This is a genomic window from Herbaspirillum aquaticum (assembly GCF_002213425.1).
Taxonomy (GTDB): Bacteria; Pseudomonadota; Gammaproteobacteria; order Burkholderiales; family Burkholderiaceae_D; genus Herbaspirillum; species Herbaspirillum aquaticum.
The window spans coordinates 82296-95563 of the sequence record NZ_NJGV01000010.1; the positions used below are offsets into that span (position 1 = coordinate 82296).

Genomic DNA, 13268 nt, shown 5'->3' on the forward strand with positions numbered 1-13268 from the left:
CCCTCCAATGAATCAGAATTCCAGCGTCGCCGCCTCCATCCTGCAGGATGCCGCCCAGCAAAGCTATCCGGTGTCGGCATTATATGTGCTGGCCACGCCCATCGGAAACGTCTGCGACATCACCCTGCGCGGCCTGCATGTGCTGGCCATTGCCGACGCGGTGGCCTGCGAGGATACCCGCAATACCAGCCAGTTGCTGCAGCGCTATGGACTCTCCAAGCAATTGCTGGCGACCCACGAACACAACGAGCGCGAAGCCGCCGCCAAGATCATCGAACGCCTGCAGGCCGGCCAGCGCGTGGCCCTGGTCTCGGACGCCGGTACGCCGGCCATTTCCGACCCCGGTGCCCGTGTAGTGGACGCCGTGCGCGCCGCAGGGTTCCAGGTCATCGCCTTGCCCGGTGCCTCGGCGGCGGTGACGGCCTTGTCGGCCTCGGGCCTGACCGATGCCCGCTTCCACTTCGTCGGCTTCCTGCCGGCCAAGACCCGCCAGCGCGAAACCGCCTTGCAGGAACTGGTCGCGCTGCAGGCCGCGCTGGTGTTCTACGAAGCCCCGCACCGCATCGTCGAGACCGTGCAGTCCATGCTGCAGGTCTTCGGCCCCGCGCGCCAGGTGGTGCTGGCGCGCGAGCTGACCAAGCTCTTCGAACACATCCACCGCTGCCCGCTGGGCGAGGCCGTGGCCTGGCTGGAGCAGGATGCCAACCGCCAGCGCGGGGAATTCGTGGTCTTGCTGGAAGGAGCGCAGCCGGTGGAGGGCGAAGATGCCGAGGGCGAGCGCGTCTTGCGCATCCTGCTGGAAGAGTTGCCGGTCAAGCAGGCGGCCGCACTGGCCGCGCAGATCACCGGCCAGAAAAAGAATGCCCTGTATGAACGCGCCCTGCAGATCCGGCAAGGCGCGCAAGAGGATGGGGACGCCTGAGGCCGCCCAGGCCTCCGGTTCAGCCCGTTCGGGCGATCAAATGAAGGTTTGTGCGGGACCACTCCTGCGCCGCCGCCACGCCGCCCTGCGTTGAAATGCCTTTGCAGGGCGGGTGAAGAAATTTCCCAACAGCAAAAGCCGGCTCAACGCTCCACGATGAACGGTGTACCGGCACTGCGCTGGCGCACCAGCATGGCCGCATTCTGCGCTGCCGGACGGGTCGGGTAGGGGCCGGCATAGAGGCGATAGAGGCCGTTGACCTGCACTGCCTGCATGTTGTCGACGATGCCCGAGAGGCTGGGCAGCAGCTTGTCGCGCGCCACCAGGGCATTGGCTTCTTGCGAGTAGGCCCCGAACTGCAGGTAATAGCCGGCCGTCAGCGGCACCGCCTGCGGCATGGCCGGAGAGGGTGCCGAGCCGCTGGCTACGGCATTGATGATGCCGCCGCCCCCGGCCATGCCCGCGCCACCGGCGGCGGTGCTGGTGCTGGCGTTGATGGGCTGTACCGCAGCCACCGTGGGTTGCGGCGGCAGGCTTTGCGCGCTCACCGTATTGATTTCTACTTGTCCGGTGGAGACACCCTGGCCACCGGCCCCGGTATCGGCCGCCCGGTTGATCGGATCGGCCGCTGCCAGCGTGGTGCCGCCCCCATTGCGGCGTGCATCGGCCATGCGCTGGGCTTCTTCCGGCAGGATGCGCTCGACTTCCAGTTCGCTGCTGCCGGTCCCGAGGTAGCCGAGCTTGAGCGCGGCCGTGTACGAGAGGTCGATGATGCGGCTGGAGTGGAAGGGTCCGCGGTCATTGATGCGCACGATGACCTGCTTGCCGGTCTTCAGGTTGGTCACCCGGGCGTAGGAAGGGATGGGCAGCGTGGGGTGCGCGGCCGTCATCTTGTACATGTCGTAGAGTTCGCCCGAAGAGGTCTTCTGGCCATGGAATTTCTTGCCATACCAGCTGCCCACCCCGCGCTGGATGAAGGGCTGGTTGGTGTCCGTGATCGGCACGTAGGTCTTGCCGAACACCGCATAAGGCCGGCTGGCGGCCTTGGAGACCGGCTCCACCTGCGGTTCGGCATCGGCCACGTCCAGCAGGCCATCGGGGATGTGATCGCCCGGGCCGTCATCCTTGTAGTAGCCGCCGCGGCCGGAACCCGCTGCCGGCAGGGCTGGCACATTGGAGGGCCGGGTGCTGGCCGCCTTGGTGGGGGTGGCCGGTGCCTGGGCGGTCTGGCGCGGGGCCTGCTGGGTGGTGCCGCAGGCGGCCAGCAGCAAGGGCAGCAGCAGCGTGCCCCAGCGCAGGGCGCGGCCCAATGGGGCAGGGCGGTGGTGATGGTCTAGAGTGGGTGTTTCCATGGGCTGTCCTTGGTCAACAGTCGATGCGCGGGGCCTGGCGCTTGCGGGTCCCGGCCGGAATGTTCGCAACGATACCAGACTGCAATGCACCGAGGCTGACAACTCGTCAGTACAGCAAGTTCACGAATCCTCGCAAACTTGCCATTCGTGCAATAAGAAAAGTGCGTGTCCGGATCAGCTTCAACTCAGCTTTGAACCAGCTTGCGATGGCGCTGGATGCTCATCAGGATGCCCGCGCCCAGCCCCAGCGTGACCAGGGCGGTACCGCCATAGCTCATGAAGGGAAGAGGAACGCCCACCACCGGCAGGATGCCGCTGACCATGCCCATGTTCACGAAGGCATAGGTAAAGAAGATCATCGTGATCGCCCCGCCCAGGAGGCGCGTGAACAGCGTGGGCGCGTTGGCCGTGATCATCAGGCCGCGTCCGATCAGCAGCAGGTACAGCACCAGCAGCACGCAGTTGCCGATCAACCCGAACTCTTCCGAATAGACCGAGAAGATGAAGTCGGTGGTGCGTTCGGGGATGAATTCCAGGTGCGTCTGGGTACCCATCAGCCAGCCCTTGCCGGTGACGCCGCCCGAGCCGATGGCGATGGTGGACTGGATGATGTGGAATCCCTTGCCCAGCGGATCGGAGGTCGGGTCGATGAGCATCATGACGCGCTGGCGCTGGTAATCGTGCATGAAGGACCACACCACCGGCAGGCTGGCCGCACCGGCCACGAAGAGCCCCAGCAGGATCTTCCAGGGCAGGCCGGCAAAGAAGATGACGTAGAAGCCGGCGGCCAGCACCAGCAGACCGGTCCCCAGGTCAGGCTGGCGGATGATGAGGAAGCCCGGGATCAGCAGCAGGATCGCCGCCACCAGGAAGGCATCCCAGCGCAGCATGCCTTCGCGCTTCTGGAAGTACCAGGCCAGCATGAGCGGCATGGCGATCTTCATGATCTCGGAAGGCTGCACCACCATGCCGATGTTGAGCCAGCGGCGCGAGCCCTTCTTGATGATGCCGAACAGCGCCACCGCAATGAGCAGCGTCACCCCCACCGTATAGACCGGCACGGCCAGCCGCAGCAGCAGCTGGGGCGAGACGTTGGCGGCCACCCACATGACGATGAAGGCCACCAGGATGTTGCGCAGCTGGTCTTCCACCCGGCCGGGGAAGTTCATGCCGGCCGAATAGAGGGTGACGATGCCCACCGACAGGATCAGGAACACGATCAGCGACAGCGCGCCGTCGAACACCGTCAGGTGCGGCTTGATGATTTGCCACAGGGGCGGACGTTGCAGGCTCATGCCGGCTCCTTGTGCGTACTGCTCGTTGCGATGTCAGGCCTCATTCCTGCACATCCGGCTGGACCGTCGGCGTATTGCTGCTGCCGGCGTCGTCGGAAGTGGGACCTTCGACCGGGGTATCCGGGCTCACCGCCTCGGGCGCGACCGACTTGATCGGCTCATTGGGGCGCTTGCCCAGCATGAAGTAATCCATGGCCTTGCGCACCAGCGGGGCAGCTACGCCGGCGCCCCAGCCACCGTTCTCGACGACGGCCGCAATGGCGATGCGCGGCGCATCGGCCGGCGCAAAGCCGATATAGAGGCCGTTGTCATGGTAGATGCGCGAGAGCTTCTTGGAATCATACTTCTGGTTCTTGGCGATGTTGACCACCTGCGCCGTACCGGTCTTGCCGCCCGACTCGTAGGGTGCGCCCCGGAAGGCGGCAGCGCCCGTCCCTTCCTTGACCACGCCCACCATGGCGCGCTTGATGAAATCGATGTTTTCCTGCTTCAGCGGGATGCGGTAGCTTTCCTTGGGCACGGTCTCGGTGCGCTCGTGGGATACGCCGTCCTCGATGATCTTGACCAGGTGCGGCTTCATCACCACGCCATTGTTGGCCAGGATGGAAGTCGCCTGCGCCAGTTGCAGCGGGGTGAAGCTGTTGTAGCCCTGGCCGATGCCCAGCGAGACGGTGTCACCGGCGATCCAGCGTTTCTGCTCGGGTTTGCGGAAGGCGGTGCGCTTCCACTCGGTGGAGGGCAGGATGCCGCGCTTCTCGTGCTCCAGGTCGATACCGGTGATCTGGCCGAAACCGAAGGGCTTCATGAAGTCATGGATGGCATTGACCCCCATGTCATTGGCCAGCATGTAGTAATAGGTGTCGCAGGAGACCACCACCGAGCGGTACATGTCGACCACGCCGTGGCCGCCTTCCTTGTCGTCCCGGAAGCGGTGATTGCCAAGGATGAAGTAGCCGGGGTCGCGGATGGCATCCTGCGGACGGCGCTTGCCCAGTTCCAGGGCGGCCAGCGCCATGAAGGGCTTGTAGGTCGAGCCGGGCGAATAGAGACCCGACAGCGGGCGATTCAGCAGCGGCCGGTCGGGCGACTTGTTCAACTCGTCCCAGCTCTGCTGGTCGATGCCTTCGACGAACAGGTTGGGGTCATAGGAGGGCTGGGAGACATAGGCCAGGATGTCGCCGGTGGCCGGGTTGATCGCCACCAGCGCGCCCTTCTGGTCGCCGAAGGCTTCTTCGACCACCTTCTGCAGCTCGATGTCGATGGACAGGATCAGGTTCTTGCCGGGCGTGGCCGGCGTGCGCGAGAGCGAGCGCACGGCACGTCCGCTGGCCGAGATTTCCACTTCCTCGTAGCCGGTCGTGCCGTGCAGCTGGCTTTCGTAGCTTTTTTCCAGGCCTTCCTTGCCGATGTAGTCGGTGCCGTTGTAGTTGGCTTCGTCGTCGGAGTCGGCGATGCGCTCGGCATCGCGCTGGCTGATGCGGCCGATGTAGCCGATCACGTGCGCGGCGGTCTTGCCGTAGGGATACTGGCGGAACAGGCGGGCCTGCACTTCCACGCCGGGGAAGCGGTAGCGCTGCGCGGTGAACTTGGCCACTTCCTCATCGGTCAGGCGGGTGCGGATGGGCACGCTTTCGAAGTTCTTGGATTCTTCCTGCAGGCGGCGGAAGCGGCGGCGGTCGCGCTGCTGGATTTCAACGATGGTACCGAGCTCATCGATGAGGTCATCGATGTTGGTCTTGATCTTGGAGGGCGTGATTTCCAGCGTATAGGCCGAATAGTTGCGTGCCAGCACCACGCCGTTGCGGTCCAGGATCAGGCCGCGGTTGGGCACGATGGGCACCACGGAGATGCGGTTTTCCTCGGCCTGGGCGGCGTAGGCATCGTGGCGCACCACCTGCAGCCACAAAAAGCGGGCCAGCAGCAGGCTGAAGCACACCAGCACCAGCACGCTTGCGGCCAGGAGGCGCATCCGGAACAGCCTCAGCTCATGCGCGGTATTCTTGAATTCGGTCATGCTGCTTGCACCTGGCCCCTCAGATGGGGCGGTTCTCGTCGCGGTCCACCGCACGGCGCTGCGGGGCCAGCAGCAGGACGCTCACCACCGGCCACAGCAGGGCCGAGACCACGCTCTCGCTGAAATAGAACCAGTCCGGCGACTTGCCCGTGACCAGCAGCTGGATCACCAGTTGCACCGCCTGCGCCAGCAGCATCAGCGGCAGCACGTGCAGCGCCTGGGTGCGCAGCGGGAACCACAGCACGCGGCGGTGGATCATGATGGCGAAGTACGACAGCAGGGTGTAGGCCAGGGCGTTCTCGCCCAGGAGCGTGGCTTCATTCACATCCATGAGCAGGCCCATCATGAAGGCCACGCTGATGCCGACCTTGCGCGGCTGGTGGATGTTCCAGAACACCAGCGCCAGCGCCACGAAGTCGGGCACGCCGACCATCTGCCCCCAGGGCATCAGGTTCAGCACGAACGCCACGATGAGGCTGAAGGCGATGAACAGCGGGCTGGCCGGCAGGAGGATGTATTGGTTGTTCATCGTGCGGATTCCTTGGCGGCCGGCTTGGCATTGCTGGTTGCAGCAGCCGGAGCGGCCGGGGTGGAAGCGGCCGCGGGCTTGGCCGGCGGCGTCACGTTGGCGGCGCCCTTGCGGTCTTCCGCGGGTTTGTCCTTGGGCGTGGCGTTGGCTTCCTCGGCGCTGTTGTCGCGGGTGCTGTCACGCAGGCGGCGCTTGAAGAGCTTGGCCGATTTTTCATCGATCACGTCCGGCTCCGGACGCGGCGGCAGGTTCTGTTCCACCAGCAGGATCAGCAGCTGGCGATGGCGGTCGATACCGGCCAGCGGACGGCACACGATGCGGGCGAAGGAGTCTGCCGAACGGGTTTCCACCAGCGCCACGCTGGCCACCGACAGGCCCGGCGGATAGACGCCGTCGATGCCTGAGGTCACCAGCACGTCACCCTTCTGGATATCGGCGTTGGCGGGCATGAAGCGCAGGTCCAGTGCGCCGGTCTGGCCGCGGCCATAGGCCACGCTGCGCAAGCCGTTGCGCAGTACCTGCACGGGAATGGCCTGGTCCTTGTCGGTCAGCAGCGTCACTTCGGAAGAGAACGGGAATACCCGTGTCACCTGGCCCACGATGCCGACCTCGTCGATGACCGGCTGGCCGGCCGTGACGCCCTGCTGCGAGCCGCGATTGAGGATGATCTTGCGGGTGAAGGGATCGCGCGCATCGTAGAGGATCTCGCCGACGATGGACTTGACCGGCACCTTCTGCTGCATGTCCAGCAGCTTGCGCAATTGCACGTTCTCGGCCGCCAGCAGGCGTTCCTGCTGCATCAGCTGGGCGTTGACGATCTGCTGCTGGCGCAGTTCGCGGTTTTCCTTCTGCAGCGACGCCAGCGAAGAGAAGTATTCGGACGAATTGGTGAAGGCGTCGCGCGGCACCATGGCCACCGTCTGGAACGGATAGAGGGCCGTGCCCAGCGCCTGGCGCAGCGTGCCCAGCACGTGCATGCGGGCGTCGACCACCAGCATCACGACCGAGATCAATGCAAAGACGGTCACGCGCACCCGGGCGGAAGCGCCCTGCTTGAAGAGTGGTGGGATTTCCATGGCGTCAGGCCGACTGCAGGGTCACGCCAGGTGACCGGCTGCAGGCGGATAACTCACTTCCTGCGTCGAAAACGGTAACAAAAAGGGGAGCCGAGGCGTTCTCGCGACCCCGCAGCCGCCGACACTGCCTCAGTTGCGCACGCGGCGTGCGCATCCTGTGGCTGGTCGGCGTGAACGGCGTCATATCGAACGGTTCGGTTCCCCACTCATCCGGCAGTACATCGCTGCCGGTTCATGCTTTGCTGCCTGGGCCTGCTGTCGGGCAGGCCCCTGTACCTCGGTACTGTCCTGTCGTGCTGGCCAGACCTTGCTGGCCGGCTTACTCGGCCGAGAAGATCGAGCCCAGCTTGTCCATGCGGTCCAGCGCCATGCCCGAGCCGCGCACCACGCAGGTCAGCGGATCTTCGGCCACGATCACCGGCAGGCCGGTTTCTTCCATCAGCAGGCGGTCCAGGTCGCGCAGCAGGGCGCCGCCACCGGTCAACATCATGCCCTTTTCGGCGATGTCGGCACCCAGTTCCGGCGGGGTCTGTTCCAGCGCGTTCTTGACGGCCGAGACGATGTTGTTCAGCGGATCGGTCAGGGCTTCCAGGATTTCATTGCTGGAGATGGTGAAGGAACGCGGGATGCCTTCGGACAGGTTGCGGCCCTTGACTTCCATTTCCTTGACTTCCGAGCCGGGGAAGGCCGAGCCGATTTCCTTCTTGATCGCTTCGGCGGTCTGTTCGCCGATCAGCATGCCGTAGTTGCGGCGGATGTAGTTGACGATGGCTTCGTCGAACTTGTCGCCACCCACGCGCACCGAACCCTTGTAGACCATGCCGCCCAGCGAGATGATGCCCACTTCGGTGGTGCCGCCGCCGATGTCGACCACCATCGAGCCGGTGGCGTCCGAGACCGGCAGGCCCGAGCCGATGGCGGCGGCCATCGGTTCCTCGATCAGGTAGACCTGGGATGCGCCCGCGCCCAGCGCGGATTCACGGATGGCGCGGCGTTCCACCTGGGTCGAACCGCAGGGGACGCAAATGATGATGCGCGGGGAGGGGCGGAACAGCTTGGAGTCATGCACCATGCGGATGAATTGCTTCAGCATCTGCTCGGTGACGGTGAAATCGGCGATCACGCCGTCCTTCATCGGGCGGATCGCCTCGATGTTGCCGGGCACCTTGCCCAGCATCTGCTTTGCTTCCTTGCCGACCGCCTGGATGGTCTTCTTGCCGTTGGGACCGCCTTGCTGGCGGATGGCCACCACCGACGGCTCGTCCAGCACGATGCCATGGCCGCGCGCGTAGATCAGCGTGTTCGCGGTGCCGAGGTCGATCGCCAGATCGTTCGAGAAGTAACTGCGGAGAAATCCAAACATGAGTTGTCCTGATGCGCCCGCGAGGGGGCGCCTAGCTTTTTGATAGGGGGAGGTGTCCGTTCATGCTGCGGCGACGCGAAAATCAGGCGCCTGCAAGGCATTAATCCGACATTCTACCTTATAATTCCCGAGAAACCAGCACGCCGGTTTGCCAAAAATGTCAGCATCCCGGGCGCTTCCGGCGGCCATCTGGCGCGGGTTTGCCGTTTTTCAAGCGATTCACGCCATGACCCGGTCGACCCGCCGCGCAAGTGAACTTGCCAATGGCGCCGAGGCTGCAGAAAACGCCTTGCGGCCGCAGCGGCTACGGGTCTTCCAATTTCAACATCACGCGGCGCGCCAGGCGCGTCCTTTCGACCATGTCTCTAGCCCTTTCCGACGTCAAACGCATCGCCAACCTGTCCCGACTGGAGCTCACCGAGGCCCAGGCCGGCGCCACCCTGGACAAGCTCAATGGCATCTTTGCCCTGGTGGAGCAGATGAAGGCCATCGATACCTCCGGCGTGGAACCGCTGTCGCACCCGATCGCCGCCATCGAGCCGGCGCTGGCGCTGCGCCTGCGCGAAGATGCCGTGACCGAATCCAATCGCCGCGACGACTACCAGCAACCGGCCCCGGCCACCCAGGATGGCCTGTACCTGGTGCCCAAGGTCATCGAATGAACCCGGCGCCTGGCACCCGCCACCGTCCGCTTCCGGCCCAGCCGGCCCGCAAGACCGCAGCGTAATCGACTCCATGCACAAGCTCACCCTCAAAGAACTGTCCGCGCAACTGCAAGCGCGCAAGATTTCCGCCACTGAACTGGCGACCCTGTTCCTGGACCGCATCGCGGCCAGCGACCTCAATGCCTTCCTGCACGTGGACCGCGACCTGACCCTGGCACAGGCCAAAGCCGCCGATGTGCGCCTGGCTGGCAATGATGCCGGTCCTTTGACCGGCGTGCCCATTGCACATAAGGACATCTTCGTCACCCGCAACTGGCGCACCACCGCCGGTTCGCGCATGCTGCAGGACTATGTGAGCCCCTTCGATGCCACCGTGGTGGAGCAGTTCAATGCGGCGGGTACCGTCACATTGGGCAAGCTCAACTGTGACGAATTCGCCATGGGCTCCAGCAACGAGAACTCGTTCTATGGTGCGGTCAAGAACCCCTGGGACAAGACCGCCATCCCCGGCGGCTCCTCGGGCGGCTCGGCCGCTGCCGTGGCCGCGCGCCTGGCACCGGCCGCCACCGCCACCGACACCGGCGGCTCGATCCGCCAGCCGGCCTCGCTGTGCGGCGTGACCGGCATCAAGCCGACCTATGGCAGCGTGTCGCGCTACGGCATGATCGCCTTCGCCTCCTCGCTGGACCAGGGCGGCCCGATCGCCAAGACCGCCGAAGACTGCGGCCTGCTGTTGAACGCCATGACCGGCTTCGACGAACGCGATTCCACCAGCCTGCAACGCCCCAAGGAAGATTTCACCCGCTCGCTCAACCAGGGCCTGCAAGGCCTGCGCATCGGCGTACCCAAGGAATTCTTCGGCGCCGGCCTGGCCGCCGATGTGGAAGCGGCCGTGCGTGCTGCCCTGGCGGAGTTCGAGAAGCTGGGTGCGACCCTGGTCGATATCTCGCTGCCCAAGACCGAGCTGTCCATCCCCGTGTATTACGTGATCGCCCCGGCCGAAGCCTCGTCGAACCTGTCGCGCTTCGATGGCGTGCGCTACGGCCACCGCGCCGCCGACTACAAGGACCTGGCCGACATGTACAAGAAGTCGCGCGCCGAAGGCTTTGGCGACGAGGTCAAGCGCCGCATCCTGGTCGGTTCCTACGTGCTCTCGCACGGCTACTACGACGCCTATTACCTGCAGGCCCAGAAGATCCGCCGCCTGATCGCCGAGGACTTCCAGCGTGCCCTGGCCGGCGAGAACCGCCAGTGCGACGTCATCATGGGCCCGGTCTCGCCCACCGTCGCCTGGGACCTGGGCGACAAGACCGATGACCCGGTGGCCAACTACCTGGCCGACATCTTCACCTTGTCCACCAGCCTGGCCGGTTTGCCGGGCATGTCCATTCCTTGCGGATTCGGGCAGGGCGAGAAGAACGGCAAGCGTCCGGTCGGCCTGCAGATCATCGGCAATTATTTCGACGAGGCGCGCCTCTTGAACGTGGCGCACCAGTTCCAGCAGGCCACCGACTGGCACCTGCGCGAACCGGCCTGATCACTGGCCCTCGTCACCAACAACAGCATTCGCAAGGACAACATCATGCAGTGGGAAGTCGTCATCGGCCTCGAAACGCACACGCAGCTTTCGACCCAATCCAAGATCTTCAGCGGCAGTTCGACCCGCTTCGGCGCCGAGCCCAACACCCAGGCCAGTCCGGTGGACCTGGCCTTGCCGGGCGTGCTGCCGGTCCTGAACAAGGGCGCGGTGGAACGTGCGATCCAGTTCGGCCTGGCCATTGGTGCCACCATCGCACCGCGCTCGGTGTTCGCGCGCAAGAATTACTTTTATCCTGACCTGCCCAAGGGCTACCAGATCAGCCAGTTCGAGATCCCGGTGGTGCAAGGCGGCACCATGTCCTTCGCCGTGGAGAAGGAGGGCAAGACCGAGATCAAGACCATCAACCTGACCCGCGCCCACCTCGAAGAGGACGCCGGCAAGTCCCTGCACGAAGACTACCAGGGCATGACCGGCATCGACTTGAACCGCGCCGGTACGCCCTTGCTGGAAATCGTCACCGAACCCGAGATGCGCAGCGCCGCCGAAGCCGTCGGCTACGCCAAGGCCCTGCATTCGCTGGTGGTGTGGCTGGGCATCTGCGATGGCAACATGCAGGAAGGTTCCTTCCGCTGCGACGCCAACGTCTCGGTGCGTCCGGTCGGCCAGGAGAAATTCGGCACCCGTTGCGAGATCAAGAACCTGAACTCCTTCCGCTTCCTGGAAGAGGCCATCAACTACGAAGTGCGCCGCCAGATCGAGCTGATCGAGGACGGTGGCACCGTGGTGCAGGAAACCCGCCTCTACGATCCGGACAAGAAGGAAACCCGTTCCATGCGCAGCAAGGAAGACGCGCAGGATTACCGCTACTTCCCCGACCCCGACCTGCCACCGCTGGCCATTTCGCAGGAGTGGATCGAGCGCGTCAAGACCACCATGCCCGAGCTGCCCGGCGCGATGCGCGAGCGTTTCGTGGCCGAGTATGCGCTGCCGGAATACGATGCCATGGTGCTCACGCAATCCAAGGGCATGGCCTCGTACTTCGAAGCCGTGGTGGCTGCCGCGGGCAAGGACCAGGCCAAGCCGGCCGCCAACTGGCTCATGGGTGACGTGGCTTCCACGCTCAACCGCGAAGATACCGACATCGCCGATGCACCCGTGAAGGCTGCACAACTGGCGCTGCTGTTGAAGCGCATCGCCGATGGCACCATCTCCAACAAGATCGCCAAGGAAGTCTTTGCAGGCATGTGGGAAGCGAAGTCCGACAAGGATGCCCTGGCCGATGACATCATCGAAGCCAAGGGCCTGAAGCAGATCTCCGACAGCGGCGCGCTGGAAGCCATCGTCGACCAGGTGCTGGCGGCCAATGAAAAGTCGGTGGCGGAATTCCGCGCCGGCAAGGAACAGGCCATCAATGCCCTGATCGGCCAGGCCATGAAGGCCACGCGCGGCAAGGCCAATCCGGCGCAATTGACTGAACTGCTGCGCAAGAAGCTGGCGGGTTAATAAAAGCCCTTGCCTGCTGAAGCAGTAGCGCAATGAACCCTGCGTCCGGCAACGGACGCGGGGTTTTTTCTTATGCAGCCAACACCAATGGCCGCCCCCGCGCCCAGCGATTGCTCGACAGCGAGAAGGTCAATGAACTGACCTGGTGATACCAACCCGCCGGGATGTAGAGCATCTCCCCCGGCTGCACCTCGCAGCACACCAGCGCCGCCTGGCGCGCCAGCGGGAAGTGCTCCAGGTCCGGATGATCCGGATCGAAGGGCGACCCGAACAGGATGGCGTTGGCCTCCTTCGGATAGAGATACTGGTCATGATGGGGCGGTGCCAGCCAGACGCGCTTGCTGCCCCACACCTGGGCGAAGACATTGTCGTCATAGTCGCAATGCAGCGGCGTGATACAGCCGGCAGGCCCGATCCAGAAGCGCGGCGGCCCCATCTTCTCGAAGAAGTTGGGCCAGTGGCACAGGCGATTCAATTCCCGCAATTCCAGGTTGCCCAGATAGGGCGGCAGCCCGCTCTCATCGGCCAGCGCCTGTTCCAGGTAATCGACCAGCGTCATGTCCTGCATGGCGCGGTCCGGCGCGAAGGCGGTGTTGATGTAGTCGCCCACGCGGGCACGCACCGGCAACTGCCCGAAGTGTTCCCGCAGCGCTTGCACCGACATCGCCGAGAGCGGCCAGCGGCTGGCCATGCCCGTCATGATGAAAGGCAATCCCGCCCCTGCCCGTTCGCGGAAGGCTGCCGTCTTCTGCGGGCCGATGCGTGCGATATCCTGTACCGCGGGCAACACGGCACTGGCCTCGCGGATGGCTTCACGCATCTCGGCCACCGAACGCACGCCACGCACCTGGGCATCGCGCTGGTCACGCGCCGCCTTGCGTGCAGCAGCCTCTTCCGCGCTCAGGCCGCTGACATCGGGGCGTGGCGGCAGGGACCGTGCCGCAGGATGGGCGGTTCCGGGGTGAAGTGAAGGAGAAGGCGTGGACGGTTTCATCCTCGCCATTTTAAT

The 13268-nt window shown here is 64.7% G+C and carries 11 protein-coding genes; 4 read left to right on the plus strand and 7 right to left on the minus strand.

Features of this window, described 5'->3' with window-relative positions; translation table 11 throughout:
- Positions 1 to 7: 7 nt before the first annotated feature.
- Positions 8 to 922, plus strand: a complete 915-nt coding sequence (gene rsmI, locus CEJ45_RS12680) for a 16S rRNA (cytidine(1402)-2'-O)-methyltransferase (protein ID WP_088755461.1) — start codon at positions 8 to 10, stop codon at positions 920 to 922.
- A gap of 143 nt (positions 923 to 1065) precedes the next feature.
- Here the strand turns inward: rsmI and CEJ45_RS12685 are convergent, their stop codons facing one another.
- The 6 genes from CEJ45_RS12685 to CEJ45_RS12710 form a co-directional block, all read right to left on the minus strand.
- The gene (locus CEJ45_RS12685; protein WP_187697673.1) at positions 1066 to 2274 is read right to left on the minus strand and encodes a septal ring lytic transglycosylase RlpA family protein; all 1209 of its coding nucleotides are present in this window, start codon (positions 2272 to 2274) and stop codon (positions 1066 to 1068) included.
- 185 nt (positions 2275 to 2459) lie between these two features.
- Positions 2460 to 3569: a rod shape-determining protein RodA gene (gene rodA, locus CEJ45_RS12690; protein WP_034340689.1), complete on the minus strand. Its 1110-nt coding sequence runs from the start codon at positions 3567 to 3569 to the stop codon at positions 2460 to 2462.
- Positions 3570 to 3609: 40 nt separating this feature from the next.
- Positions 3610 to 5583 (minus strand): penicillin-binding protein 2, encoded by a 1974-nt coding sequence (gene mrdA / locus CEJ45_RS12695; protein WP_088755463.1) that lies wholly within the window; start codon positions 5581 to 5583, stop codon positions 3610 to 3612.
- A gap of 19 nt (positions 5584 to 5602) precedes the next feature.
- Positions 5603 to 6112: a rod shape-determining protein MreD gene (mreD, locus tag CEJ45_RS12700; protein WP_088755464.1), complete on the minus strand. Its 510-nt coding sequence runs from the start codon at positions 6110 to 6112 to the stop codon at positions 5603 to 5605.
- Positions 6109 to 7188 carry a rod shape-determining protein MreC gene (gene mreC / locus CEJ45_RS12705; protein WP_088755465.1) on the minus strand — a complete coding sequence of 360 codons (1080 nt, stop codon included), beginning with the start codon at positions 7186 to 7188 and terminating at the stop codon, positions 6109 to 6111. The genes mreD and mreC overlap by 4 nt, the downstream gene beginning before the upstream one ends.
- Before the next feature lie 319 nt (positions 7189 to 7507).
- Entirely contained in the window at positions 7508 to 8551 is a 1044-nt protein-coding gene (locus tag CEJ45_RS12710; protein ID WP_006465688.1) for a rod shape-determining protein, read from the minus strand.
- A gap of 359 nt (positions 8552 to 8910) precedes the next feature.
- Between CEJ45_RS12710 and gatC the strand changes: the two genes are divergently transcribed.
- The 3 genes from gatC (at position 8911) to gatB (ending at position 12259) form a co-directional block, all read left to right on the plus strand.
- Positions 8911 to 9213 (plus strand): Asp-tRNA(Asn)/Glu-tRNA(Gln) amidotransferase subunit GatC, encoded by a 303-nt coding sequence (gatC, locus tag CEJ45_RS12715; RefSeq protein ID WP_034340681.1) that lies wholly within the window; start codon positions 8911 to 8913, stop codon positions 9211 to 9213.
- A gap of 73 nt (positions 9214 to 9286) precedes the next feature.
- Positions 9287 to 10753, plus strand: coding sequence for an Asp-tRNA(Asn)/Glu-tRNA(Gln) amidotransferase subunit GatA (gatA, locus tag CEJ45_RS12720; protein WP_088755466.1), 1467 nt, complete (start codon positions 9287 to 9289; stop codon positions 10751 to 10753).
- 45 nt (positions 10754 to 10798) lie between these two features.
- Positions 10799 to 12259, plus strand: coding sequence for an Asp-tRNA(Asn)/Glu-tRNA(Gln) amidotransferase subunit GatB (gatB, locus tag CEJ45_RS12725; RefSeq protein WP_088755467.1), 1461 nt, complete (start codon positions 10799 to 10801; stop codon positions 12257 to 12259).
- 70 nt (positions 12260 to 12329) lie between these two features.
- Here the strand turns inward: gatB and CEJ45_RS12730 are convergent, their stop codons facing one another.
- Positions 12330 to 13253, minus strand: a complete 924-nt coding sequence (locus tag CEJ45_RS12730; protein WP_088755468.1) for a cupin-like domain-containing protein — start codon at positions 13251 to 13253, stop codon at positions 12330 to 12332.
- Positions 13254 to 13268: the final 15 nt, after the last annotated feature.

Bases quoted from the DNA above. Each gene is read 5' to 3' on its own strand.
- gatB (WP_088755467.1), top strand. From the start codon at position 10,799: ATGCAGTGGGAAGTCGTCATCGGCCTCGAAACGCACACGCAGCTTTCG.
- CEJ45_RS12685 (WP_187697673.1), bottom strand. From the start codon at position 2,274: ATGGAAACACCCACTCTAGACCATCACCACCGCCCTGCCCCATTGGGC.
- rsmI (WP_088755461.1), top strand. From the start codon at position 8: ATGAATCAGAATTCCAGCGTCGCCGCCTCCATCCTGCAGGATGCCGCC.
- mreC (WP_088755465.1), bottom strand. From the start codon at position 7,188: ATGGAAATCCCACCACTCTTCAAGCAGGGCGCTTCCGCCCGGGTGCGC.
- CEJ45_RS12730 (WP_088755468.1), bottom strand. From the start codon at position 13,253: ATGAAACCGTCCACGCCTTCTCCTTCACTTCACCCCGGAACCGCCCAT.
- mrdA (WP_088755463.1), bottom strand. From the start codon at position 5,583: ATGACCGAATTCAAGAATACCGCGCATGAGCTGAGGCTGTTCCGGATG.
- gatA (WP_088755466.1), top strand. From the start codon at position 9,287: ATGCACAAGCTCACCCTCAAAGAACTGTCCGCGCAACTGCAAGCGCGC.
- gatC (WP_034340681.1), top strand. From the start codon at position 8,911: ATGTCTCTAGCCCTTTCCGACGTCAAACGCATCGCCAACCTGTCCCGA.
- rodA (WP_034340689.1), bottom strand. From the start codon at position 3,569: ATGAGCCTGCAACGTCCGCCCCTGTGGCAAATCATCAAGCCGCACCTG.
- CEJ45_RS12710 (WP_006465688.1), bottom strand. From the start codon at position 8,551: ATGTTTGGATTTCTCCGCAGTTACTTCTCGAACGATCTGGCGATCGAC.
- mreD (WP_088755464.1), bottom strand. From the start codon at position 6,112: ATGAACAACCAATACATCCTCCTGCCGGCCAGCCCGCTGTTCATCGCC.